Raw genomic sequence first — 21,286 nt, 5'->3', positions numbered from 1 at the left:
GATCACCCCCCAGGCGGATCGCCGAACCCCGTGCAGGCGCTGCGCAAATATGTCAGAGGGCGTCGCGCTCGTATCGCGGCGTCCAACCCCGGGTCATCCCCCTGCTGATCGCCCTCTCCGCCAGCGCCATTTGCTGGCGCAGATGTTTGCAGTCATCGAGCAGGGAGCGGATCGCCGCCTTGGCATTGTCGTCATGCCAGGCAAGCACGGCTTCGACTTCCCATTCCGGATCTGGCCAAGCTGCATCGAGCCGCGCAAGGTCCGGCCGAGCTGGATCGAGCCAAGCCGGCTCGGGTTGCAAGATCTTTGCCGGCTGCATCAGTTCAGCGCCAATGGCAATTGAACCGGACGCGGCAAAGGCGGCAGCGGCCGGCTGAGTTCAACCTTTCTCTGCCAGGCGGCGCGGCGCAACTGATCCCGCTCGCGCGCCGCGCGGGACGCTTCGACCAGAGCGAGGGCGTTGGCGATTACCTGTTCCGTATGTGTCATGACCATCTCCGATGTTCCTGATTTGTTCTACAATAGAACGTCAGACGGAAAAGTCAAGCCGAGAGGATTGGGCTTCAACGCGTACAGGCCGGAGCCTGGGGTGAAACACGGGCTGGCGTTCAGTCCGCAGCTTCGATGACTGAAATGCCGGCTTCATGCGCAGCCCTGATGAAGGATGCCCGCACCTCGTCCGGCGGGAGATCGCCGATGATCGCATCCAGGCAGGATTTCACGGCTTCGAAATAGTCTTCGCCGTCGTCCACCGGCCATTCGTGCAGCAGCGTGCGCGCGGCATCCCACACAGAGTTAATAACGGCATAATGGCCGAGCCCCATTGAGGCCAAGCCGACCGGTCGAAAATGTGCCGTCTGTCTCACTTTGCTACAGCTTTTCCCAATTTCGGTGAGCGTACCAGAAACAATGCAATTTGCGTGCCGTTGGTGGGTCGCCTCCCCTGCATGAACAGACATGTCTCTTCGTCGCTCCAGCCGGACGCTCTGAGAACATCCAACCTTTGAAGCTTCCCGATCGGCGCTGAGAAACCGGCGATCCGTTATCAAACGTGTGATTATGGTAAATATCAGGCTTTTCCCTTCGAACCTACGCATTAAAATCAATCTTTTCCGAGTATTCTCAAGAACTGACAGCAATTCATTGGCATCGCTGGAAGCAACAAGCCGAAATGATCGGATATTGATTTTCCCAAAGGTGGACGCAGCCGCATCCAGATCGTACAATGCCATCCCTTCTGGGAGGACGCGCGATGCCTATCTTCATGGACCGGCACTTTCTCGAGGGAACGTCCGCGGCCGACGTTGCTCGGGCGCATCGCATGGATCTCGACATTCAGGATCGCTACGGCGTCAAATTTCTCACCTATTGGTTCGACCAGCAGCGCGGGACGGCCTTCTGTCTCGTGGATGCGCCCGATATGGAGACCGCCCAATGTGTGCATCGCGAGGCGCACGGCTTCGTCGCCAACGAGGTCGTCGAGGTGGCTTTATCAGCGGTCGAGGCTTTTCTCGGCCGAATTCATGACCCCGATCCGGCGCCCGGCCAATCCTCGGCTGACGTGGATCCCGGCCACCGGGCAATCCTCTTTACCGACATCGTTGGATCGACAGAGATGACAACGCGGCTCGGCGACCGCATCGGGACCGAAATGGTGAGAGCCCATGACGCGATCGTTCGCCGATGCCTCGGCCACACGTCAGGCCGGGAGGTCAAGCACACCGGCGACGGCATCATGGCCGCCTTTCCCACTACTACGGCCGCCGTCGACTGCGCCATGACAATCCAGCAGGAATTCAAGCGTTATAACGGCGGAAATATCGAACCGATCCACATCCGCATCGGGCTGGATTGCGGCGAGCCGGTCGAGGACAGCAATGACCTCTTCGGTTCGACCGTGCAGCTTGCGGCGCGCCTTTGTGCGGCTGCCGCCAGCGACCAGATCCTCGTCTCGGAGAATATTTTCCGGGAATACGGTGCTGCCGATCTCTTCGGCCATGCCACGCGCCGTCGGCTCAAGGGGTTTTCGAAGCCTATGATGGTCTTCCGATGCGACTGGGCGAATGGCGGGCTTGCTTGATATCCCTTCAATCCCCCGGTCACCGGAAGCCACCCGCCTCTCGCAAACGCGTGTCGTGACGTTTCGTGGCGAAGGCGTCCGCCGCGCAGCCGACATCGAACGCAAGACGCGCCGCACATGATGTGACGGCGCGCCCCTGCCTACTCAGTATCATCAGGCATTCCCGATATTTCGATCGCCCATCAGTTGCTCGAATTTGGGTGCAGCTTCGACCTTGGCCAGCACACCCGACATCTTCAGAAACCGCCGGAAATTCTCGCGCGCAGCACTCAGCGGAAAACGGCCGCCGGCCGTGTCTCTGCACGCCTTCAACAGCGTGTCATATGCCAGACCTCGTTTGTCCTCCGGCCATTCATCGAGAAAATCGAAGATTTCATCGAGGCACGTGATCTCAGCGATGAAATGCTGACGATGAAGCAAAACCGGATCGAACCGAGTTTCAGCCATAGTATCCTCCCATTTATATTACTTTTTTATGGGATAATATTACTGAAAAACCATAATTTATTCAAGATAAAAACGGCAGATTTTCGCTGAAACTATCGGCAACTACTTCCATAACGACAGAATAGCCCGATGAGATTATCTTGAGTGAATTGATCAGCGATCTAGCTTCAAGGCTTCACAAACCGGAGTGACGGCATGGTAGATTGTGATCAGGCTCAACCTCGCACGGAGATGTTCAATGAAGCGTTTTCTCACATGGGTGGCCGCCGGAATGCTGATCGGCCTGTCCGCGATCACGTCTTCCTGCACTTCGCCCGGCAAGCATGATCGCGAAGATTTTCAGTATCAACGAAATACGTCGGTAAACCCCGCCTGCGCGAGCGGCTTCAGACCCGGCAATGCGCGCTCCTGCAGCTACTGAAGGGTGTGGACGAGACGTTTCACTATCGGACGACAAGCGCCAGTTCGAGGCGGCTAGACGGCGCAGCCGCTCCGAGCCGCAGGATCACTGCGACGAAGCGCTGCCGTATTAAGAATAATCGGGAACTCCAAGCCGGATACCGCAGTTAAGTCGACGGGTCACGGTTGGCTCAATTGAAACAGGAGAACAGTTCCCAATGAACAATTTGATCTGGCTCGTCGGCGCTGTCGTTATCGTGCTCGCGATTTTGAGTTTCTTCGGCTTTCGCTGATTGCAGACGTTGCTGATTGAATTTTTGATGGCTTGACCGGACCTTCTCCCGCGGCGAGCGGATGGACGAGTCTGGCTGCGAAGCGCCGGATCCAGCCGGCTCTCTCGCCGTTCGTCGAAAAATACGGAAATAGCATGATCACCCCCCTCGGCTTCCTTTACAGTCAGGCGTTTCGGCCTCCCCGAGCCGATCGCGAGGGAAATCGATGGATCGTCCTATCGGCTCAAATGAAGCCACTCAATTCAAGAAGCCGGCTGTAGAAGCGGATCGGCCGGATGGGTTTGCGCGGGATATTTCAGCCATCAAAGTTGGCGATTGCCTGCTGGGTTACAAGGCCGTGCAGCGCCGCGCGCGAGGCGGCCGTTGGAACCATTTCCGCGGCCGGATGCGCGAGATCGAGAAATTGATAAGGCATCGCCATGGCGACATCGTGCCAGAGGCCGATGACGCATTGATCTATGTCGAGGTGATCGCCAGCCTCGCCCTCGTGGAATTCAAGGAAGCGTTTGTCGACGTGGTTCTCGGCTGGCGGCACGCTGGCTGCCATGGGCTGGGAAAGCCGACATTGAGGAGGTCATCTACGAGCGGACGAAGGTGCGGTTCTCCTCGCTATCGGCCGACGCGCTCGGCCACGCTCTGCATTTGAGCTACTCGGAGCGCTGCACCCTCGATATCCGCACCATCGGCGCCTTCGATGTGCCGAAAGGGAAAAGAGCAAAACTTCAAAAGCAAAGGCGGCGGCAGCGCGACCGAAGTCGGAGAGAAGAGCAACGCCGTGCCGCAGGGGCGCTGACCAGAGCCGATTATCTCGCCAATTCCTTCAGCCAAGCGCGCCCCTGGGAGGCTTTCGGCATCAGCCGCCGGACATGGGAGCGTCGCGGCAAACCGATGCCGGAGGCCGAGACAGTATCGGATTGCGTCTCGATCTCGCTTGCCGCCTAAAGCGCGTCGCGATCTTTCAGATTCGCTCCTCGCGCTTTAGGTCTTTATTTTCTCGCATGTCGTTGCGGCAAAAGCGCTTGGCGCTTTGCCTGGGAAAACCGCTGCACACGTTTGCGCGACATGCTTTAGCGTCCTGCAATTTCAGCCTAGCGGCCCGAACCAGTTGATCATCGCCTCTCGAAGACCATCCTGCGTCCCCTCGCCGACCCAGGCGACATGCCCATCGGGCCGGATCAGCACTGCGGTCGGTGCCGAAACCGCACCCAGCCCGGGCAACCCCCACGCACCGCCATAGCCGGCGTCAACCAGTTGGACGCGGTCTGCCCACGGCCTAATGTCGAAGCTGCCGGGCGCGCCGAGATTCAGGAGCACTGGCCGCGCATGTTGGAGCAGCGTGTAGACGCGCAAGGGGCCATCGGCCGTGGTGAGGTCGAGGTCGGGCATGCGGCGGCCGAGCAGCGGGTGCCCGTCGCCAAGATCGTAATGGATCGCCAGGCCGGACATTTCGCCGGCGATCGTTTTGCGCGGCTCGTCCATGGCGAGGAGCTCCAATACCACGTCTCGCAAGGCTTCGGTGCGATCATCCGTCCGTTGCAAGGCGACCTGCGCCATCGTCGTGCGCAACACGCGGGCGGCCACCGGATGCCGCTCGGCGTGATAGGTGTCGAGCAAGCTTTCCGGCGATATGCCCTTCACCACCTGGGCCAGCTTCCAGCCGAGATTGACCGCATCCTGTACGCCGGTATTGAGGCCCTGGCCACCCACCGGGGAATGCACATGCGCGGCATCGCCGGCCAGGAGAATGCGGCCCTTGCGGTAGGCCGACGCCTGCCGCGACATGTCGGTGAACCTGGAAATCCAGGTCAGGTTATGAATTCCAAAATCCGTTCCGCAGACGGCGATCAGGGCTTGCCTGAGATCGCCGAGCGTCGGTTCGCTCGTGGCGCCGACATCCTTTTCCGTCACCATGACATTGATCGGACCTTCACTGGCAAAGACGACCTTGCCATCGCGAATTTCATATTCCTCCCGGCCGAAGGCATGCATGCCGAGCGCCGTGCGATGGACGCCGAGTGGCGGCTCCTCCTCCATCTCGGCCTGGGCGAGAATGTTGCTGGTCGTCGCATCCCATCCTGGAAATTCAATGCCGGCGATCTTGCGAACCAGACTGCGGCCGCCATCGCAGCCGACGAGATAACCTGCCCTTAGCGAAGACCCATCGGAGAGTTGGATGATGACGCCGGTTTCGTCCTGCTGAAAGGACGTCAGTTCGCAGCCGCGATAGATCGGCACCGGCAGCTCGCCGACCCATCCGGCCAGAATGCGCTCAATATGCTTCTGCCGCAGCGCCAGACCATAATTATGCCGGGTCGGAAAATCGCTGATATCGAGCCGCGTGACCGCAAATCCGGTGACCTGGGCGATCTGCCCTTCCGCCAGGAACCGGTCGACAATGCCGCGCTGATCGAGAACCTCGAGCGTGCGGGCGCTCAGACCGCCGGCGCGCGAACCGACGATCTCCTGGTTCGGCCGGCGTTCGACGATGGCGACATCGACGCCCGCCAAGGCCAATTCGCCCGCCAGCATCAGGCCCGTCGGCCCTCCTCCAGCAATCACGACTGCATGCTCCATCATCCGCCAACTCCTCTGTTCCGGCTGTCCGAGGGCGATATAGGGGCTCAAGTGCTTCGGGAAAGCCAATGGATCGGGCTGGCCTGCTGTCGTTTTGGCCTGTCGCAGGTTGTTCTCCCTATAAAGAGAGATACCTACTGGTTGGAACGACTTGCGACAGGGGCTTCCGCCTCGCTTTCCAAAGCCATGGTGCCTGCCGCTGCTGCTTTCTTGCCGTGGAACCCAAGCTTTTCAACACGACCAGACCGGGTGGGAAGCCGGTGTGGCAAGTCCTTTGCAGAGTCACCGTTCGTTCTCGAAGGGCGAGCAATCAAATAGTTGGTATGATGTGCTTTACTGCGGAGCCGTGGCTTTTTGCGGAATCGTCTCAGCCGCTGGTCGCTCAGACGGATCGGCGGGATGGCCATAGAGTGTGTAGGCGCCGCCGGCCAAAACGCCCAGGACGAGAAGAGCGAGTACGTACAACATCATTCCGCGGATGGCCGTTTTCGGTGTCTTGTCCATTGGGAACTCCAGGGTTGCTCAGCATTCACGGAACGAACAGGTCCCGATCTGGTTTACCCAAATCCCTGTTACCCAGCGGAGGCCACCATGTGGGCAATCCTGATCGGTGCCGCTCTCATCATCGGCGGACTTCTTTTTCTGTTTTCGTCGGCGCTTGGTCGGAGACCGAGCGATCCCCATCAGATGCCGCAGGGCGGCAGCACGCTGGAACCACGGGGCCAAGGCCTCAGGTTCCTCGGGATATCCCAAAACTGGCCAGCCCTGGCCGTAATCGCTATCGGCGTAGTTTTACTGGCTGTTGGTGGATATTCATGAACATCCGAGAGCACTTGATCGATGGTGCCTGAGGTCCTCCGACAGAAAAAACCCGGCTTTCACCGGGCTGTTGTTCAGGTAATTACCAAGTCTGGCGGCCATACCAGTCATCGACATCGGTTCTGATACGGTCCTTTTCGATGCCATAACGCTCCTGGATCTTGCCTTCCAGCTGGTCACGTTTGCCGGCGATCTGGTCGAGATCGTCGTCAGTGAGTTTGCCCCACTGCTCCTTGATCTTGCCCTTCGCCTGCTTCCAGTTTCCTTCGACACGATTCCAATCCATGACAGTTTTCTCCTGTTGTTGATGAGAAGAAAAACGGACCGCAGTGGAAGTTGGTTCCTGTGATTTCGCTGATTTTTAAATCGTCGGGTGTTTCTGCGTTGGGCTATGATTGCCTCTCGGACCATCCGCGCACGTGCTCACCAGCAGCGATGCAGCGTCGGAGGAATGGGAAACGGAACCCGGCCGTCACTGCTCCCACGCGCTTTGGCCGCCATTCCCGACACCCCGCTGCGCGCTAGACTTGGCAAGCGCTTCACGACTCATTGGTCATCGCCTACCCGAAACAAGGCCTCATAGTTCCTGCCACCATAGAATATGTTGACGATCTCGACAGCCTCAGTGACGTGATAGGCAATCACGGCGGAATGCTCAAAGGGAACGATCCGTAAGCCCGGAGACAAATCATCCCGGGGACGCCCGCCATTCGGCGCATCGCCGATCTTGCGGCACCTCGCCATGATGCGCTTCACGAAGCGATTGGCAGTGACGTTGCTCTTACTCATATCCGCAATGTCGAGATAGATTTGGCGAAGGTCGCCAAGTGCCTCGGGCCGGTAGACGACCTTAGCGCGCCGCATTGCGGGAGGCTTTTTCCTGACCCTTCATGAAGCGGTCCATTTCCGCTTCGGCCTCTTCCGCCGTCAAGCTCGGGCGGGGATCGTCCAGAGAACGCCGGATGCGGGCGCGCATCGCGTTTAGGCGTTCGGCATCCTCAAGCCGCTGGCGCTGCCACACCCGCACCGCATCACGCATCGCTTCGCTCGTGGTCGCAAACTCACCCGCCTCGACCGTATCCCGGACACTCCGCAACATATCGGCTGTGAGCGTAATCGTTACCTTTTCCGCATTTCGCATCGTCTTAGACTTTCCACGGTTTCTTATAAAGTATGATAAAGTCATACTTCACACCAGAAAAATCAGGAGCGATGGTGACCAATCCCTCCTCATCTCAACACAACAATTCCCAACGTACTCGAATGCGATAAACCAGCAACGTCCAGAAAAGATAAGGACGCTGGATAATGGACCAGATTCAGTGTCTCCTATTCTCGGCCGCTCCTTCGAGCATGCTAACCCGCTGTTATTTCCGAAAGCGGCCCTTTTCGCACCAGTACCGAACCTGAATGCCCGGCTGATCCGCGAAGAGACCGGCTGCAATTTGGCAGTTTTTCGGAGTTGTCAGCATCACCGTCCGCACTGTCGAACGATGCGACATGCAAGCGCATTTTCTCGTCCGGTATACTGCTCCGATACAGCGTATATTGGCTGCTGTCGTCGTTGCAGCCGGCCAACAAGACAAGAGGTAGGTATAGCATTAGGCATAACCTAATCGAACAGCGCTCAGTCGCAGTCGCCGCGGCGCCTAGAATCACCATGCCACCCACAAGCGCGCAGTCGGCCTCGTCAGCCGGCGGTCTCTTTATGCTCATGTGTCGTGTGCCCATCATCGGCCGTAAATCGACATAAGTGGAGGCATCGATTGCCGCCTCCTACAGTTTCTACCACATTGAATTCTTAGGTATTATGGTGAGAGCGTCGGGGTTCGAACCCGAGACCTACTGATTAAAAGTCAGTTGCTCTACCAGCTGAGCTACGCTCTCCCGCTCCGCGGGTGTGATGCACCCCGGCTGGAAGTGGGCGGAACATAGGCAGGCGACCCATTGCGGTCAACCGAAAAATTCGGCTTTTTCGGGCAGTCGGCACATTTCTTGCGGGGACACGCTTCTCGCTCGCTCCGATTGGCTCGCAGCCTCCTGCTTGCCTAAATCTTGTCGATCGTCGGCCACCCGTGACAAAACCGCAAGATCGGTCGAGCGCGTCATGTCGGCATGCGCTTATCTCCTGCTGCCACGAAGGACGGAACGATGAAGGCGGCGCTTCAAAACTACCATGACCGGATGCAGCGGGTGCTGGATCACATAGATCGGCATCTGGACGGTGATCTGGACCTGGAAACGGTGAGCGGTGTTGCGGCGTTCTCGAAGTTTCATTTCCACCGGCAGTTCACGGCGGCCTTCGGTCTATCCGTGCATAGCTATGTCCAGCTTGCCCGGATGAAGCGCGCTTCGCACCGGCTGGCCTACAGGGATGCCCAAAGCGTCACCGAGATAGCGGTGGATGCCGGTTACGATGCACCCGATGCCTTCGCCCGCGCTTTTCGGCAACGGTTCGGACAATCGCCTTCGTCGTTCCGGAAATCTCCCGACTGGGAGCCGTGGCTTGCGGCCTTCGGGCCTCTCGACAACGCAAGGAGCAAGCGCATGCAGAAGAGTTTTACCGCTGATGACGTGACGATTCGCGATGTGCCCACCACGCCGGTGGCGATCATCGAACATCGGGGCGACCCCGCGACGCTCGGCGCCAGCATCCAGCGCTTCATCGCCTGGCGGCAGGCCGCTGGCCTGCACCCAAGGACACATCCGACCTTCAATGTCTGGCGGTCCGAGCGGCGTCCTGCGTCACCTGCCGATTATAGCGTCGATCTTTGTGTCGGGACCGACCGACCGATCGAGGCGAACGGCGGGCAGATCAAAGCCGGCGCAATCCCCGGCGGGCGTTGCGCGGTGCTACGCGTCGTCGGCAACACCGACAATCTGGAGCCCGCCGCACTCTACCTTTATCGCGACTGGCTTTCGGAGAGCGGCGAAGAAGCACGCGATTTCCCGATCTATTGCCAGCGAATGAGCTTCTTCCCGGAGGTGCCGGAGCATGAAGCGGTCGCGGAACTGTTCTTGCCGCTGAAATAGCGCCCTCGGGCGGCGGCCTGTCCCTTCCCAGCTTGGAAGCGGACAGGCCGCTATCCACCCGATCCCAATCTTTATGGGATCCCTCCCAGCCAAGCGCAAAAAGGTGATTGGCAATCCCGGCCTCGCAAAGCTAGGAACATCACGCAGATTGCAGCCGGAGAGAATGCGTGTCGATTGCCGATATTTCCCTGTGGAGCGCGCTGATTGCCGGGGCGCTTTCCTTTCTTTCGCCCTGCGTGCTTCCCCTCGTTCCGCCCTATCTCTGCTATATGGCCGGCATATCAGTCGAGCAGTTCCGTGGCGGCGGTGCGGTTGCGGTGGCACCCGACATCAGGCGCGGCGTGTTGTTCTCCGCCCTGCTCTTCACGCTCGGCTTTGCCACGGTCTTCGTGGCGCTCGGCGCCGGCGCCTCCAGCATCGGCATGGCGCTTCGCCAGCATCTCGACCTGTTGTCGAAGCTCGGCGGGCTGATCATCATCGTCATGGGACTGAATTTCCTCGGGCTGTTCCGATTGGGCCTGCTCGCCCGTGAGGCGCGCTTCCAGGGCGGCGGCAAGCCGGCGACGCTGACGGGGGCCTACGTCATGGGCCTCGCCTTCGCCTTCGGCTGGACCCCCTGCATCGGACCGGTGCTCGGCGCGATCCTCGGGGTCGCCGCCTCGCGCGAGACGGTCGGCTCCGGCGCCGGGCTGCTTGCCGTCTACTCCCTCGGCCTTGCCATCCCCTTCTGGATCGCCGCCGGCTTTTCCGGCGCCTTCATGCGTTTCCTGTCGCGCTTCCGCCGCCATCTCGGCACGGTAGAAAAGGTGATGGGCGTCTTCCTGGTGCTGACCGGCCTCGCCTTCCTGTTCGGATGGGTCAGCGATGTGGCGATCTGGTTTCAGCAGACCTTCCCGATCCTGATGCAGATCGGCTAGTTCAGGCGCGACTGGTCGATTGACCCGGTTCCCGCAACCTGAATGACGGACCTATGCGGTGGTATAGCTCACCCTGTCCTTGGCCCTACCAGGCCTTATCCCTCGACCCAATCGACCGAAAACAGGCCTGACTGTAGCGTCGTCGGTGCCGTGTTCAAGGCGGCGGTCAGAAGGAGACAGACATGAGCCTCGCGACAAATATGAGCCTGGAAAATACCTCACATCCCGGTGGACCAGGACCCGGCGAACTGGTTCCGTCGCGCTACGCAGTGCAGATCGGCGAGATAGAGGTGTTGGTGATCAGCGATGGAGTGCTACCGCTCCCGACCACGATGTTGGCACACAACGCCGATCCTGCGGTCCGTGAAGCCTGGCTGAACCACATGTTCCTGCCGCAAGACTCGCTGGATTGGCCGCTGAACGTGGTGGTGGCGCGCAGTGGCGGGCAGACCATACTTCTCGACGCAGGGCTGGGTCTCGACCCGGACCTGCACTTGCCGCGGGCCGGTCAGTTGATCAAGCGACTGGAGGCCGCCGGCGTCGATCTTGCATCCGTTACCGACGTAGTGCTGACCCACCTGCACATGGACCACATTGGCGGGCTTCTCGTCGACGGGGTGAAGGAGCAGCTGCGCCCCGACATCAAGATCCACCTGGCGGCCGCCGAGGTAAAGTTCTGGGAGGCGCCGGACTTCTCCCGGACCCGCATGCCGCCGGGCTTTCCGGATGCGATTCGGGCGACCGCCAAGCGGTTCGTGAACGAGTACCGCAGCCACCTGCGGCTGTTCGATGACGAGTGCCAGGTGGCACCCGGGGTCGTCGCCCGTCACACCGGCGGCCACACCCCCGGGCACAGCGTGATCCGCCTGGCGTCCGGAGGAGACCGGCTGACATTTGCCGGCGACGCGGTGTTCGCCGTCGGCTTCGACCAACCAGACTGGCATAACGGCTTCGAGCATGACCCCGAGGAAGCGGCTCGCGTCCGGGTCAATCTGCTGCGGGAACTGGCGGCAAGCGGCGAGCTGCTGGTGGCCACGCACCTGCCGTTCCCCTCCGTCTGCCATGTGGCTGTCGACGGCGAAACCTTTCGTTGGGTGCCGGTCTTCTGGGACTACTGACCGCTTGCGGGTCTCGCGCTTCCAGAGCGTTTTCGTCTTTCTTCGAATGGGCGAAAACGCTCTATCGATTCGCGCAAATCCGGACGCTCAAGGCGCGTCGCGTCGATACGAGGAGCCCGCTGCACGCTTCCGGGCGCCATACATTAAAGCGCTACACAGTTTTGCTGGAATTGCGCTAAGTCAGATCCTGACCCGCCGATTCCCGCCCGCTGGAAGATCCCTTGGCCGATATCGTCAGCCTGCTACTGCCGTTTTTCGGCCTGATCCTGATCGGCTATGCCGCCGCCAAGGCGACGAAGCAGCCGGCCGAAGCGCTGGGATGGCTGAACACCTTCATCATCTATGCCGCCCTGCCTGCCCTGTTCTTCAAGCTGGTTTCGCGCACGCCGATCGAAGAGCTGACACGGATCGATTTCATCGTCACCGATATTGCCGCTACCTATTCGGTGTTCATCCTGCTGTTTGCCATCGGCCGTCTCGTGCGCGGCAATTCGCTTGCCGACTGCACCATCCAGTGCTTTGCCGGCGCCTATGGCAATATCGGCTATATGGGGCCGGGCCTGGCGCTCTTGGCACTCGGCGATCGGGCCGCGGTGCCGGTGGCGCTGATCATCTGCTTCGAGAATGCGCTGCATTTCATCGTGGCGCCGGCGCTGATGGCGGCGGCCGGCGACGACAAGCGTTCGGCCGGGCGGCTTACCGCCGACATCGCCCGGAAGGTGGCGCTGCATCCTTTCATCCTGTCGACGGCGGCAGGCTTTGCGGTAGCGGCCCTGCACATCGACCAGCCGCTGGCGTTTCAGCGCCTCGTCGATTACCTCGCCCAGGCAGCCGCGCCCTGCGCACTGTTTGCCATGGGCGTGACGCTGGCGCTGCGGCCGCTGAAACGGGTTCCGGCTGAGATCGGCTACATCGTGCCGGCGAAGCTGATCCTGCATCCAATCGTGGTTTTCCTGGCGCTGACAGCGATCGGCGGTTTCGAGCCGGTGTGGATCCAGGCCGCGGTGCTGCTCGCCTGCCTGCCGACGGCGACCAACGTCTTCGTCATCGGCCAGCAATATGGCGTCTGGCAGGAGCGCGCCTCGGCGACGATCCTGATCACGACGGTGCTTTCGGTGGCGACGGTCTCGCTCTGGCTGATGGTGATCCGCTCAGGCCTTCTTCCGCTTCAGCTTTTCCCGTAGGGCACCCGGAATATCGCGAAAGCCGCGGCCGGGCTCGATGCCCTCGCGCATGACGATATTGCGCAGCGGCGGAATGGCCGAGAGGATATGCAGGCCGGCGGCGCGCAGCATCTGCACCGGCAGGAAATCCGAGAGCAGCGAGCGGTTGAGGAGATCGACGCTGGCGGTGCGCGTCATGATATCGGCGCGGCGCTTGCGGTCGAAGCTTTCGCCCGCATCGGCCGGTACCGGCAGCTCCGCCCGATCGCAAAGGATCTCGGCCAGCGCCATGATATCGCGCAGGCTGAGGTTCAGCCCCTGCGCCCCGATCGGCGGGAAGACATGGGCGGCCTCGCCGATCAGGGCGATGCGCCCCTTGCCGAAACGGTGGGCGATCATGCCGGACAGCGGCCAGACCTGGACGCCCTCCTCCACACTTACCTTGCCGAGCATCGATTGCATGCGCGCCTCGACAAGGGCGCCGAGTTCGGCCAGCGGCAATTCCAGGCGCTTTGCTGCTTCAGCGGGATCCTGCACCCAGACCAGGCTGGAACGGCCCTGCGGCAGCGGCACCTGGGTGAAGGGGCCATGTTTGGTGTGAAATTCGGTGGAGATATTCTGGTGCGGCAGCGAATGGGCGAAATTCAGCACCATCGCCGATTGCGGATAGGACCAGTTGCGCACGCCGATGCCAGCCGTCTCGCGCAGCTTCGAGCCGCGGCCGTCGGCGCCGACGGCAAAATCGGCCGTGAGCGTTTCGCCGCCGGCCAGCGTGATCGACACGGCCTCGGCTGAGATCGCGATCGATTCGGCCATATCGGTGAAGCGGGTGATATTGCCCTCACCGGCCACGGCTGTTTCGAGAACATCGATCAGCGCCTTGTTGGGGAAATTATAGCCAAAGGCATCGAGGCCGACTTCGGCGGCGCGAAAGGTGGTCGTCGGCGCGCGCAGCAGCCGGTCGGTGCCATCGACGATGCGCATGCTGGTGAGAGGCGTGGCTGCCGGGCGAAGTTTTTCCCACAGTGTCAGCCGGTCGAGGAAGCGGATCGACTGATCCATCAGCGCCGTGGTGCGCCGGTCCTCTTTTGCCGCGACGGGCGCCACCAACGCCACACTGCGGCCGCCGCGACCAAGCGCGATTGCCGCAATCATGCCGGCGAGACCGCCACCGATCACCGCCAATTCGAATGTCTTCATGCTACCGTTCCGCCATCATAAGTCAGCGGACCGATCGCTTATGCGGCCGGCTTCGCCTGACGGCGCCAACTATAGCCCTTGCCGGCTTCGGCGTCACGCACCGCCGGCTGATAATGATGGGGAATGGCGGGAAGACGGTTTTCGGCCAGCCGCTTCAGCGCCGTGGCGTTGCTGACGGAAAAGCTGTCGATACCGACGCGCAGCATCAGCGGCACCTGGTCGATCAGCACGTCGCCGACGGCGCGCAGCTCGTTGGTGTAGCCGAGGCGCTGGCGCAGCAGCGAGGCATGGCTGAAGGCGCGGCCGTCGTTGAAGGCGGGAAAGGCGACGGCGACGATTTCGAGGCGATAGAGATAGGGCTCCAGCCGGCGCACATCGTCGGCTGGCTTGATCAGCACGCCGAGGCCGACATCGTTGCTTTCGTCGGCCTTGGCGATCAGCTCGTCGAGGCCGAGCAGCGGCTTCTGCTCGCCTGAAGCCTTCACCTCGTCGGTCTCGATCACCCAGGGATCGTTTTCGACAAAACCGGTTTCTCTCCAGATCTTCGTCATCATCGCCTCCTTATGCCGCTTCGGCGGTTGCGCCGTAGAGCGCAGCCTTGAAAGGCTGCGGCCCGACGCGGCGGTAGGCGGCAAGGAAGATCTCGGACGGATCGAGGCGCAGGCCGAGATAGGTGTCGACGATCGTCTCGATCGCGTCCGTCACCCTGTCCGGCTCGAAGCCGCGGCCGATGATTTCGCCGATCGAGGTATGTTCGTCGCCGGAACCGCCGAGCGTGATCTGGTAGAGTTCGGCACCCTTCTTCTCGACACCGAGCAGGCCGATATGGCCGACATGGTGGTGGCCGCAGGCATTGATGCAGCCGGAGATCTTGATCTTCAGCTCACCGATCTCGGCCTGGCGTTCGGCATTGCCGAAACGGCGAGAGATTTCCTGCGCCAGCGGAATCGAGCGGGCATTGGCGAGCGCGCAGTAGTCCAGCCCGGGACAGGCAATGATATCGGTGATCAGGCCGGCATTGGCTTCGGCCAGATTGATGGCGACGAGGCCGCGATAGACGGCTTCGAGATCGGCAAGTGCCACATGCGGCAGGATCAGGTTCTGCTCATGGCTGACGCGGATTTCGTCGAAGGCATATTCCTCGGCGAGATCGGCGATCGCATCCATCTGCGCGTCGGTGGCATCACCCGGAATGCCGCCGATCGGCTTCAGCGAGATCGTCACCATGCCGTAATCGGGGTTCTTGTGCGGCTGCACATTCTGCTGGACCCAGCGGGCAAAATCCGGATCGGCCTTCTTCCAGCGGGCGAGGTTTTCCCAGCCTTCGGCACGCTCAGTCAGATCCGGCAGCGCGAAATAGCCGGCGATCGCCTCGACGTCCTTTTCCGGCAGCTTGAGCTCGGTATCCTTCAGGGCGGCGAATTCGACTTCCACCTGGCGCGCCAGTTCCTCGGCGCCGGTTTCGTGCACGAGGATCTTGATGCGGGCCTTGTACTTGTTATCGCGGCGGCCGTGCAGATTGTACACACGCACGATCGCCGTGGTGTAGGAGAGCAGATCCTCTTCGGGCAGGAAGTCGCGGATCAGCTTGGCGATCATCGGCGTACGGCCCTGGCCGCCGCCGACATAAACGGCAAAGCCGATTTCGCCCTTGTCGTTCTTCTTCAGGTGCAGGCCGATATCATGGACCTGGATCGCGGCGCGGTCGCGCTCGGCGCCGGTGACGGCGATCTTGAACTTGCGCGGCAGGAAGGAGAATTCCGGGTGGACCGAAGACCACTGGCGCAGGATTTCGGCATAGGGACGCGGATCGGCGATCTCGTCGGCGGCGGCACCGGCAAAGTGATCGGCGGTGACGTTTCTGATGCAGTTGCCCGAGGTCTGCAGCGCATGCATCTCGACGCTTGCGAGATCGGCGAGCGCATCGGGGATGTCCGACAGCTTCGGCCAGTTGAACTGCAGGTTCTGGCGCGTGGTGAAATGCCCATAACCGCGGTCATAGGTGCGGGCGATATGGGCGAGCATGCGCAGCTGGCGGGCGCTCAGCGTGCCGTAGGGAATGGCGATGCGCAGCATATAGGCGTGGAGCTGCAGGTAGACGCCGTTCATCAGGCGCAGCGGCTTGAACGCATCCTCGGCAAGTTCGCCGGAAAGGCGGCGCTGAACCTGGTCGCGAAACTGCTCGACGCGCTCGCTGACAAAGGCATGGTCAAATTCGTCGTAACGGTACATCGTCTTCCTCAGACTGCAATGAATTCGGGATCGGCAACAGCGTAGCCCGGTGCGTATTCCATGGTCGGGCCTTGCGCGCGGATGCGCTCGCGAAGGCGGAGCGGCCAGAGAATGCCGTTGGTTTCCTGAACTTCGACGACGGCGACGTCAACGACTTCGTTGTCGGCATAGGATTTTTTGCCGATCACCTCAAGCGCTTCGACGGCTTCGTTATGGCGGGCAACAAGCGCCTCCTGCAGCGAGATGGACCATTTCCCGTTCGCATCCAGCCAGACGGCAATGCCGTCCGTCAGCCGGTTGGCCGTCAGAACCTTGTCTACCATGTTCAGCTCCTTGCAAGTTCCTCGAGCCGGGCGTTCGCACGCACCAGCGGCTCGGACAATTCGAAATTGGCGCCGGCGACCGCATCGCCGATAATGACCATGACCGGACCGGTCAGTTCGTCTCGATGCTGCAGATCAGGCAGATCGGCGAGCGTGCCATGCAGCAGGCGGCGCTCAGTGCGGCTGGCATTCTCGATGACGGCGACGGTGGTCTCGGCGGGAATGCCGGCCTGCATCAGCCGCTCGGCAACCGAGGCGGCAACCGTACGGCCCATATAGACGGCGATCGTCGCGCCGGAGACGGCAAGGCTTGCCCAATCTGGCAACACATCGCCGGTCAAATCATGGCCGGTGGTGAAGACCAGCGAGGAAGCAACGCCGCGCAGCGTCAGCGGCAGTTCGAAATCCGCAGCGGCGGCGAAAGCCGAAGTGATGCCGGGCACGACCTCATAGGTGATGCCGGCAGCGCGCATTGCCGCCATCTCTTCGCCTGCCCGGCCATAGACCAGCGGATCGCCGGATTTCAGGCGGACGACACGCTTGCCCTGGCGGCCGAGGTCGACCAAGAGGTCGTTGATCTCTTCCTGCGACTTCGAGTGGCAGCCCTTGCGCTTGCCGACCGAAAGCCGCTCGGCATCGCGGCGACCCATATCGACGATCGCCTGTGGCACGAGCGCATCATAGACAATGACGTCGGCTTCCATCATCACGCGCTGGGCGCGCAGCGTCAGCAGATCCTCGGCACCCGGACCGGCACCGACCAGCCAGACATGGCCGGCGACCCTGTCCATCGAGCCCAACAGCCGGTCGGCAGCATGGCGGGCCTGCGGCAGGTTGCCATTGGCGATCGCATCGGCAACGGTGCCGGAGAAGAAGCGGCGCCAGAAGACGCGGCGGGAAACGCCACGCGGAATCAATTGCTCGACTGATTTGCGGTAGCTTGTCGCCAGGCCGGCAAGCCGGCCGAGCGAGGGGGAAAGAAGCTGGTCGATCTGCGCCCGGATCATCTGCGCCAGAACCGGCCCTGCCCCTTCGGTGCCGATCGCAACGGCGACGGGCGCGCGATTAACCAGCGCCGGCGTGAAAAAATCGCAGTAATCGGGCTGATCGACGGCATTGGCCGGAATTCTGGCAGTGCGGGCGGCATCGACGATCTCGCGGTCGTCAGCCTCATTGCCGGTGGCGGCGAAGACGAGTGCCGATCCCTCGACCTGCTCGGCGGAAAAGCCGGCACGCACCGTCTCGATGCGGTTGCCGATCAGGAAGGCATGGTAATCGGCCTCCGGCCGATCGGCATAGGCAACGATCCGCGCCCGTGTGTTGAGCAGCAGCCGCACCTTGGCGAAAGCTTCGTCGCCATTGCCGAAGACAGCCGTCTTCTGGCCTTCCACGCGAAAGAAGGCTGGAAATACCGAAAGCTGCTCAGTCTTGGGAGACATCATCAATCCACTTCGAAGTTGCCAGAATATGCCCTTGATCGACAAGGGATTGAAGGAACAGAAATTCGAAAGCCTAAGCATGCGCGTATTGTTTTGCTCGTGGCCTCAGTGATTTGAGAAAAGTCACCCATGCTGACCGAAACAGCACATGTGAGCACGTTTGCTGCAGTGCATTGTAAAGCCTGTGACAAAAGACGTCCACCGGCGTTTGGCGCATTTCACTTGCGCCGCCGAGGCGATAGACTGAGGGAAAACCGGAGAGATCAATGCCTGACAAAACCATCGCCGCCCGCCTGCTTTCCGTTGTCGAAGACGATATCCTGCCGCTGACCGAGCGCGGCGTTTCACTCGGCAACAAGGTGTTCGGCGCGGCGATCCTGCGCAAATCCGATCTTTCGCTCGTCGTTGCCGAGACCAACAACGAGCTCGACAATCCGCTCTGGCACGGTGAGGTGCATGCGCTGAAGCGCTTCTACGAGCTTGGCGACAAGCCGGCGACCAGGGATTTGATCTTTCTGTCGACCCACGAACCCTGCACCATGTGCATGTCGGCGATCACCTGGGCGGGCTTCGACAATTTCTACTATTTCTTCAGCCATCAGGATTCCCGCGATGCCTTCGCCATTCCCCACGATCTGAAGATCCTGAAGGAGGTCTTCGGGCTTGAACCCGGCGGTTACCGCCGGCAGAACGCCTTCTGGAACAGTTTTGCCATCGCCGATCTCGTCGAGACCGAAGAGGCTCAGTTGAAGACCGCGCTGCAGTCTCAGACCGCCCGCATCAAAGCGCGCTACGACGCGCTTTCCACCACCTACCAGTCGTCGAAGAGCGCCAACGATATTCCGCTCAACTGAGGCACCATGGAACCTTCAAAAGACATTTTACGGCTGATCGAGATCATGGCGGCGCTGCGCCACCCCGAAACCGGCTGCCCCTGGGACATCGAGCAGAATTTCGAGACGATCAAGCCCTATACGATCGAGGAGGCCTATGAGGTCTCCGACGCGATCGAGCGCGGCGATATGGACGACCTCTGCGACGAACTGGGCGACCTGCTGTTGCAGGTGGTCTTCCACGCCCGCATGGCCGAGGAGGCCGGCGAATTCTCCTTCGGCGACGTCGTCAACGCGATCACCACCAAGATGATCCGCCGCCACCCGCATGTCTTTGCCCGCTCGGCGGCCGATACGCCGGACGCGGTAAAGATCCAGTGGGACGAGATCAAGCAGGCGGAAAAACGCGAGCGCGCAGAGCGCCGGTCGTCCAGGCGCGGGATCACCGAGGATTTCAACGGCGGCTTCCTCGGCTCGGTGCAGCGGAGTTTCCCCGCTTTGACGGAAGCGCTGAAGCTGCAGGAACGTGCCGCCAAGGTCGGTTTCGACTGGTCGGCGCCGGAACCGATTCTCGACAAAATCGAGGAAGAGATCGGCGAATTGCGGGTGGCATTAAGCGAAGGCGATCGCGCGAAGGTCAGCGACGAACTTGGCGACCTGATCTTCGCGGTCGTCAATATCGGCCGGCACGTGAAGACCGATCCGGAACAGGCGCTACGTGGGACGAATACGAAATTCCGTCGTCGGTTCAGTCATATCGAGCAGGTTCTCGATAAAGAAGGTGAGACGCTGGAGGCGGCCAGTCTGGAGCGGATGGAGGAGATCTGGCAGGCGGCGAAGGCGATTGAGCGAGCTGTAACGGCTGGGACTGAGTGATTTGTGCCTGCCCGTTCGTGCAAATGGTTGCCCCTCACCCTAACCCTCTCCCCGTAAACGGGTAGAGGGGACGTGCCCTACGAGAGGTCTGCGGAGAATGGAGAGGTTGCGGCTTCCCCTTCGCCCCGTTTACGGGGAGAAGGTGGCGGCAGCCGGATGAGGGGCTGGCTTCGCCAACCTCACCGCTCCCAATCTTCCTTCGAAGACTTCGGGCCGTTGCCGATCCGGCGTTCGAGTTCGGTGGCTTCGGTTTCCGACAGGCGCAGATCGAGCGTGATCGAGCCGTCCTCATTGTCCTCGCGGGCATCGACGATCGCATGGTCGTAGAGCCAGGGCAGCAGCGCCAGTTTGTCGACAGGAAGCCGGACGGTCGCTTCGGTCATCACGCCGGAGAGCCTGCGGCTGATCTCGTCCATCAGCGTGTCGACGCCCTCGCCGCTGACGGCAGACACCGCGACGACGTTGCTGGCGCCGGCTGACTTCTGTACCATGGTGTCGTGCACCGCGGGCTCCAGCCGGTCGATCTTGTTCCAAACCTCGATCAGCCGCTTCTCGGCTTCGGCCTCGTCGATGCCGAGATCACCAAGGATGCGCATGACGTCGGAGCTCTGGACCTGGTTGTCCGGATCGGCCATGTCGCGGACATGCAGGATGAGATCGGCTTCCAGTACCTCTTCCAGCGTCGCCCGGAAGGCGGCGACGAGATGGGTCGGCAGGTCGGAGATGAAACCGACGGTGTCGGACAGGATGACGGTGCGGCCATGCGGCAGCTTCATGCGCCGAAGTGTGGGATCGAGCGTGGCGAAGAGCATGTCTTCAGCCAGCACGCCGGCGCCGGTGATGCGGTTGAACAGCGTCGACTTGCCGGCATTGGTATAGCCGACGAGCGCCACGATCGGGTGCGGCACCTTGCGGCGCTTGGCGCGGTGGAGCTGGCGGGTGCGCACGACCTGCTCCAGCTCGCGCTCGAGCTTGATGATGCGGTCCTGCAGCATCCGCCGGTCGGCTTCGATCTGGGTTTCGCCGGGGCCGCCCATGAAGCCGCCGCCGCCACGCTGGCGTTCAAGGTGGGTCCAGCTTCGAACCAGCCTGCCCTTCTGGTAATTCAGATGGGCGAGATCGACCTGCAGCGTGCCTTCCTTGGTGGAAGCGCGGCGGCCGAAGATTTCGAGGATGAGGCCCGTCCGGTCGATGACCTTGGCGTTCCATTCCTTTTCGAGATTGCGCTGCTGCACCGGCGTCAGCGGATGATCGACGATGACGAGACCGGAATCGCGCTCGTTGAGCAGCGCCTTGATCTCCTCGATCTTGCCGGTGCCGAGCAATGTCGCTGGTCTGGGATCATTGACCGGGACGATCGAGCCGGTGACGACATCGAGGTCGATCGCCTGGGCAAGCCCTGTCGCCTCTTCGAGCCGGCTTTCCGGCGTGCGGGTCGAGGCCGATTCGCTCTGGCCGCCGCGGCTGCGCGATTTCAGCACCGGCACGACGACGGTCGCGCGCATGTCGTCCCTGTGCTTGGCGGCCTCAGGGATGATCG

24 protein-coding genes, 1 tRNA gene and 1 pseudogene are annotated in these 21,286 nt (G+C 61.3%); 10 read left to right on the top strand and 16 right to left on the bottom strand.

The window, feature by feature from the left end; all coding sequences use genetic code 11:
• Nucleotides 1–52: 52 nt before the first annotated feature.
• The 3 genes from RCCGE510_RS07865 to RCCGE510_RS07860 all read right to left on the bottom strand — a co-directional run bounded on the left by RCCGE510_RS07865 (nucleotide 53) and on the right by RCCGE510_RS07860 (nucleotide 866).
• Entirely contained in the window at nucleotides 53–319 is a 267-nt protein-coding gene (locus RCCGE510_RS07865) for a hypothetical protein (RefSeq protein ID WP_007628800.1), read from the bottom strand.
• Nucleotides 319–489, bottom strand: coding sequence for a hypothetical protein (locus tag RCCGE510_RS34445; RefSeq protein WP_010069037.1), 171 nt, complete (start codon nucleotides 487–489; stop codon nucleotides 319–321). The genes RCCGE510_RS07865 and RCCGE510_RS34445 overlap by 1 nt, the downstream gene beginning before the upstream one ends.
• A 119-nt stretch (nucleotides 490–608) precedes the next feature.
• Complete coding sequence (locus RCCGE510_RS07860) at nucleotides 609–866, bottom strand: DUF982 domain-containing protein (protein ID WP_007628792.1); 258 nt, start codon at nucleotides 864–866, stop codon at nucleotides 609–611.
• A 386-nt stretch (nucleotides 867–1,252) separates the two neighbouring features.
• On the opposite strand from RCCGE510_RS07860, the gene RCCGE510_RS07855 reads away from it, so the two are divergent.
• On the top strand, nucleotides 1,253–2,080 hold the full coding sequence (locus RCCGE510_RS07855; RefSeq protein ID WP_007628790.1) for a nickel-binding protein: 828 nt from the start codon (nucleotides 1,253–1,255) through the stop codon (nucleotides 2,078–2,080).
• Between the two features lie 153 nt (nucleotides 2,081–2,233).
• On the opposite strand, the gene RCCGE510_RS07850 is transcribed toward RCCGE510_RS07855, so the two are convergent.
• Nucleotides 2,234–2,527, bottom strand: a complete 294-nt coding sequence (locus RCCGE510_RS07850) for a DUF982 domain-containing protein (RefSeq protein ID WP_007628788.1) — start codon at nucleotides 2,525–2,527, stop codon at nucleotides 2,234–2,236.
• 238 nt (nucleotides 2,528–2,765) lie between these two features.
• On the opposite strand from RCCGE510_RS07850, the gene RCCGE510_RS07845 reads away from it, so the two are divergent.
• Nucleotides 2,766–2,948 carry a hypothetical protein gene (locus tag RCCGE510_RS07845; RefSeq protein WP_007628786.1) on the top strand — a complete coding sequence of 61 codons (183 nt, stop codon included), beginning with the start codon at nucleotides 2,766–2,768 and terminating at the stop codon, nucleotides 2,946–2,948.
• A gap of 476 nt (nucleotides 2,949–3,424) precedes the next feature.
• Nucleotides 3,425–4,161: pseudogene (locus RCCGE510_RS07840) on the top strand (hypothetical protein).
• Between the two features lie 141 nt (nucleotides 4,162–4,302).
• On the opposite strand, the gene RCCGE510_RS07835 reads toward RCCGE510_RS07840, so the two are convergent.
• Together RCCGE510_RS07835 and RCCGE510_RS35130 are read right to left on the bottom strand one after the other, a co-directional pair.
• A complete protein-coding gene (locus RCCGE510_RS07835; RefSeq protein ID WP_007628782.1) occupies nucleotides 4,303–5,796 on the bottom strand; it encodes an FAD-dependent monooxygenase in 1,494 nt (497 codons plus the stop codon).
• Between the two features lie 330 nt (nucleotides 5,797–6,126).
• Nucleotides 6,127–6,297: a hypothetical protein gene (locus RCCGE510_RS35130; RefSeq protein WP_007628781.1), complete on the bottom strand. Its 171-nt coding sequence runs from the start codon at nucleotides 6,295–6,297 to the stop codon at nucleotides 6,127–6,129.
• A gap of 87 nt (nucleotides 6,298–6,384) precedes the next feature.
• Here RCCGE510_RS35130 and RCCGE510_RS35500 point away from each other — a divergent pair, with 87 nt between their 5' ends.
• Nucleotides 6,385–6,612 carry a hypothetical protein gene (locus RCCGE510_RS35500; RefSeq protein WP_007628780.1) on the top strand — a complete coding sequence of 76 codons (228 nt, stop codon included), beginning with the start codon at nucleotides 6,385–6,387 and terminating at the stop codon, nucleotides 6,610–6,612.
• Nucleotides 6,613–6,694: 82 nt separating this feature from the next.
• On the opposite strand, the gene RCCGE510_RS07825 is transcribed toward RCCGE510_RS35500, so the two are convergent.
• The 4 genes from RCCGE510_RS07825 to RCCGE510_RS07810 form a co-directional block, all read right to left on the bottom strand.
• The gene (locus tag RCCGE510_RS07825) at nucleotides 6,695–6,898 is read right to left on the bottom strand and encodes a CsbD family protein (protein WP_007628779.1); all 204 of its coding nucleotides are present in this window, start codon (nucleotides 6,896–6,898) and stop codon (nucleotides 6,695–6,697) included.
• A 260-nt stretch (nucleotides 6,899–7,158) separates the two neighbouring features.
• Nucleotides 7,159–7,476 carry a type II toxin-antitoxin system RelE/ParE family toxin gene (locus RCCGE510_RS07820; protein ID WP_007628778.1) on the bottom strand — a complete coding sequence of 106 codons (318 nt, stop codon included), beginning with the start codon at nucleotides 7,474–7,476 and terminating at the stop codon, nucleotides 7,159–7,161.
• Nucleotides 7,463–7,753: a hypothetical protein gene (locus RCCGE510_RS07815; protein WP_007628777.1), complete on the bottom strand. Its 291-nt coding sequence runs from the start codon at nucleotides 7,751–7,753 to the stop codon at nucleotides 7,463–7,465. The genes RCCGE510_RS07820 and RCCGE510_RS07815 overlap by 14 nt, the downstream gene beginning before the upstream one ends.
• 670 nt (nucleotides 7,754–8,423) lie before the next feature.
• Nucleotides 8,424–8,499 (bottom strand) — tRNA-Lys (locus RCCGE510_RS07810).
• 264 nt (nucleotides 8,500–8,763) lie between these two features.
• On the opposite strand from RCCGE510_RS07810, the gene RCCGE510_RS07805 reads away from it, so the two are divergent.
• From RCCGE510_RS07805 to RCCGE510_RS07790, 4 genes are all read left to right on the top strand, one after another.
• A complete protein-coding gene (locus tag RCCGE510_RS07805; protein ID WP_007628776.1) occupies nucleotides 8,764–9,645 on the top strand; it encodes an AraC family transcriptional regulator in 882 nt (293 codons plus the stop codon).
• A 167-nt stretch (nucleotides 9,646–9,812) separates the two neighbouring features.
• Entirely contained in the window at nucleotides 9,813–10,562 is a 750-nt protein-coding gene (locus RCCGE510_RS07800; RefSeq protein WP_007628775.1) for a cytochrome c biogenesis CcdA family protein, read from the top strand.
• A gap of 182 nt (nucleotides 10,563–10,744) precedes the next feature.
• The gene (locus RCCGE510_RS07795; protein ID WP_037078084.1) at nucleotides 10,745–11,680 is read left to right on the top strand and encodes an MBL fold metallo-hydrolase; all 936 of its coding nucleotides are present in this window, start codon (nucleotides 10,745–10,747) and stop codon (nucleotides 11,678–11,680) included.
• A gap of 221 nt (nucleotides 11,681–11,901) precedes the next feature.
• The gene (locus RCCGE510_RS07790; RefSeq protein WP_007628751.1) at nucleotides 11,902–12,864 is read left to right on the top strand and encodes an AEC family transporter; all 963 of its coding nucleotides are present in this window, start codon (nucleotides 11,902–11,904) and stop codon (nucleotides 12,862–12,864) included.
• Here RCCGE510_RS07790 and RCCGE510_RS07785 read toward each other — a convergent pair.
• From RCCGE510_RS07785 to cysG, 5 genes are read right to left on the bottom strand one after another with little or no spacing between them, the layout of a single operon-like run.
• Nucleotides 12,832–14,043 carry a UbiH/UbiF family hydroxylase gene (locus RCCGE510_RS07785; RefSeq protein ID WP_007628742.1) on the bottom strand — a complete coding sequence of 404 codons (1,212 nt, stop codon included), beginning with the start codon at nucleotides 14,041–14,043 and terminating at the stop codon, nucleotides 12,832–12,834. The genes RCCGE510_RS07790 and RCCGE510_RS07785 overlap by 33 nt on opposite strands.
• 38 nt (nucleotides 14,044–14,081) lie before the next feature.
• Nucleotides 14,082–14,594, bottom strand: coding sequence for a DUF934 domain-containing protein (locus RCCGE510_RS07780; protein ID WP_007628741.1), 513 nt, complete (start codon nucleotides 14,592–14,594; stop codon nucleotides 14,082–14,084).
• 10 nt (nucleotides 14,595–14,604) lie between these two features.
• On the bottom strand, nucleotides 14,605–16,275 hold the full coding sequence (locus RCCGE510_RS07775; RefSeq protein WP_007628740.1) for a nitrite/sulfite reductase: 1,671 nt from the start codon (nucleotides 16,273–16,275) through the stop codon (nucleotides 14,605–14,607).
• 8 nt (nucleotides 16,276–16,283) lie between these two features.
• Nucleotides 16,284–16,598 carry a DUF2849 domain-containing protein gene (locus RCCGE510_RS07770; protein WP_007628739.1) on the bottom strand — a complete coding sequence of 105 codons (315 nt, stop codon included), beginning with the start codon at nucleotides 16,596–16,598 and terminating at the stop codon, nucleotides 16,284–16,286.
• Nucleotides 16,599–16,600: 2 nt separating this feature from the next.
• Entirely contained in the window at nucleotides 16,601–18,037 is a 1,437-nt protein-coding gene (gene cysG / locus RCCGE510_RS07765) for a siroheme synthase CysG (protein WP_007628738.1), read from the bottom strand.
• Nucleotides 18,038–18,303: 266 nt separating this feature from the next.
• On the opposite strand from cysG, the gene RCCGE510_RS07760 reads away from it, so the two are divergent.
• Both RCCGE510_RS07760 and mazG read left to right on the top strand, forming a co-directional pair.
• Complete coding sequence (locus tag RCCGE510_RS07760) at nucleotides 18,304–18,891, top strand: nucleoside deaminase (RefSeq protein ID WP_007628737.1); 588 nt, start codon at nucleotides 18,304–18,306, stop codon at nucleotides 18,889–18,891.
• Nucleotides 18,892–18,897: 6 nt separating this feature from the next.
• Nucleotides 18,898–19,746, top strand: coding sequence for a nucleoside triphosphate pyrophosphohydrolase (gene mazG / locus RCCGE510_RS07755; RefSeq protein ID WP_007628736.1), 849 nt, complete (start codon nucleotides 18,898–18,900; stop codon nucleotides 19,744–19,746).
• 179 nt (nucleotides 19,747–19,925) lie between these two features.
• On the opposite strand, the gene hflX is transcribed toward mazG, so the two are convergent.
• Nucleotides 19,926–21,251 (bottom strand): GTPase HflX, encoded by a 1,326-nt coding sequence (gene hflX / locus RCCGE510_RS07750; RefSeq protein WP_007628735.1) that lies wholly within the window; start codon nucleotides 21,249–21,251, stop codon nucleotides 19,926–19,928.
• Between the last annotated feature and the right edge of the window lie 35 nt (nucleotides 21,252–21,286).

The sequence above is a fragment of the Rhizobium sp. CCGE 510 genome, assembly GCF_000292525.1.
Lineage (GTDB): Bacteria > Pseudomonadota > Alphaproteobacteria > Rhizobiales > Rhizobiaceae > Rhizobium.
Note: the sequence above shows the minus strand (reverse complement) of the source record. Positions and strands in the feature narration are given on the sequence as shown.

Excerpts from the sequence above, each read along its gene's own strand:
- RCCGE510_RS07865 (WP_007628800.1), bottom strand. The coding sequence starts at position 319 with ATGCAGCCGGCAAAGATCTTGCAACCCGAGCCGGCTTGGCTCGATCCA.
- RCCGE510_RS34445 (WP_010069037.1), bottom strand. The coding sequence starts at position 489 with ATGACACATACGGAACAGGTAATCGCCAACGCCCTCGCTCTGGTCGAA.
- RCCGE510_RS07855 (WP_007628790.1), top strand. The coding sequence starts at position 1,253 with ATGCCTATCTTCATGGACCGGCACTTTCTCGAGGGAACGTCCGCGGCC.
- RCCGE510_RS07850 (WP_007628788.1), bottom strand. The coding sequence starts at position 2,527 with ATGGCTGAAACTCGGTTCGATCCGGTTTTGCTTCATCGTCAGCATTTC.
- RCCGE510_RS07845 (WP_007628786.1), top strand. The coding sequence starts at position 2,766 with ATGAAGCGTTTTCTCACATGGGTGGCCGCCGGAATGCTGATCGGCCTG.
- RCCGE510_RS07835 (WP_007628782.1), bottom strand. The coding sequence starts at position 5,796 with ATGATGGAGCATGCAGTCGTGATTGCTGGAGGAGGGCCGACGGGCCTG.
- RCCGE510_RS35130 (WP_007628781.1), bottom strand. The coding sequence starts at position 6,297 with ATGGACAAGACACCGAAAACGGCCATCCGCGGAATGATGTTGTACGTA.
- RCCGE510_RS35500 (WP_007628780.1), top strand. The coding sequence starts at position 6,385 with ATGTGGGCAATCCTGATCGGTGCCGCTCTCATCATCGGCGGACTTCTT.
- RCCGE510_RS07825 (WP_007628779.1), bottom strand. The coding sequence starts at position 6,898 with ATGGATTGGAATCGTGTCGAAGGAAACTGGAAGCAGGCGAAGGGCAAG.
- RCCGE510_RS07820 (WP_007628778.1), bottom strand. The coding sequence starts at position 7,476 with ATGCGGCGCGCTAAGGTCGTCTACCGGCCCGAGGCACTTGGCGACCTT.
- RCCGE510_RS07815 (WP_007628777.1), bottom strand. The coding sequence starts at position 7,753 with ATGCGAAATGCGGAAAAGGTAACGATTACGCTCACAGCCGATATGTTG.
- RCCGE510_RS07805 (WP_007628776.1), top strand. The coding sequence starts at position 8,764 with ATGAAGGCGGCGCTTCAAAACTACCATGACCGGATGCAGCGGGTGCTG.
- RCCGE510_RS07795 (WP_037078084.1), top strand. The coding sequence starts at position 10,745 with ATGAGCCTCGCGACAAATATGAGCCTGGAAAATACCTCACATCCCGGT.
- RCCGE510_RS07785 (WP_007628742.1), bottom strand. The coding sequence starts at position 14,043 with ATGAAGACATTCGAATTGGCGGTGATCGGTGGCGGTCTCGCCGGCATG.
- RCCGE510_RS07780 (WP_007628741.1), bottom strand. The coding sequence starts at position 14,594 with ATGACGAAGATCTGGAGAGAAACCGGTTTTGTCGAAAACGATCCCTGG.
- RCCGE510_RS07775 (WP_007628740.1), bottom strand. The coding sequence starts at position 16,275 with ATGTACCGTTACGACGAATTTGACCATGCCTTTGTCAGCGAGCGCGTC.
- RCCGE510_RS07770 (WP_007628739.1), bottom strand. The coding sequence starts at position 16,598 with ATGGTAGACAAGGTTCTGACGGCCAACCGGCTGACGGACGGCATTGCC.
- cysG (WP_007628738.1), bottom strand. The coding sequence starts at position 18,037 with ATGTCTCCCAAGACTGAGCAGCTTTCGGTATTTCCAGCCTTCTTTCGC.
- RCCGE510_RS07760 (WP_007628737.1), top strand. The coding sequence starts at position 18,304 with ATGCCTGACAAAACCATCGCCGCCCGCCTGCTTTCCGTTGTCGAAGAC.
- mazG (WP_007628736.1), top strand. The coding sequence starts at position 18,898 with ATGGAACCTTCAAAAGACATTTTACGGCTGATCGAGATCATGGCGGCG.
- hflX (WP_007628735.1), bottom strand. The coding sequence starts at position 21,251 with ATGCGCGCGACCGTCGTCGTGCCGGTGCTGAAATCGCGCAGCCGCGGC.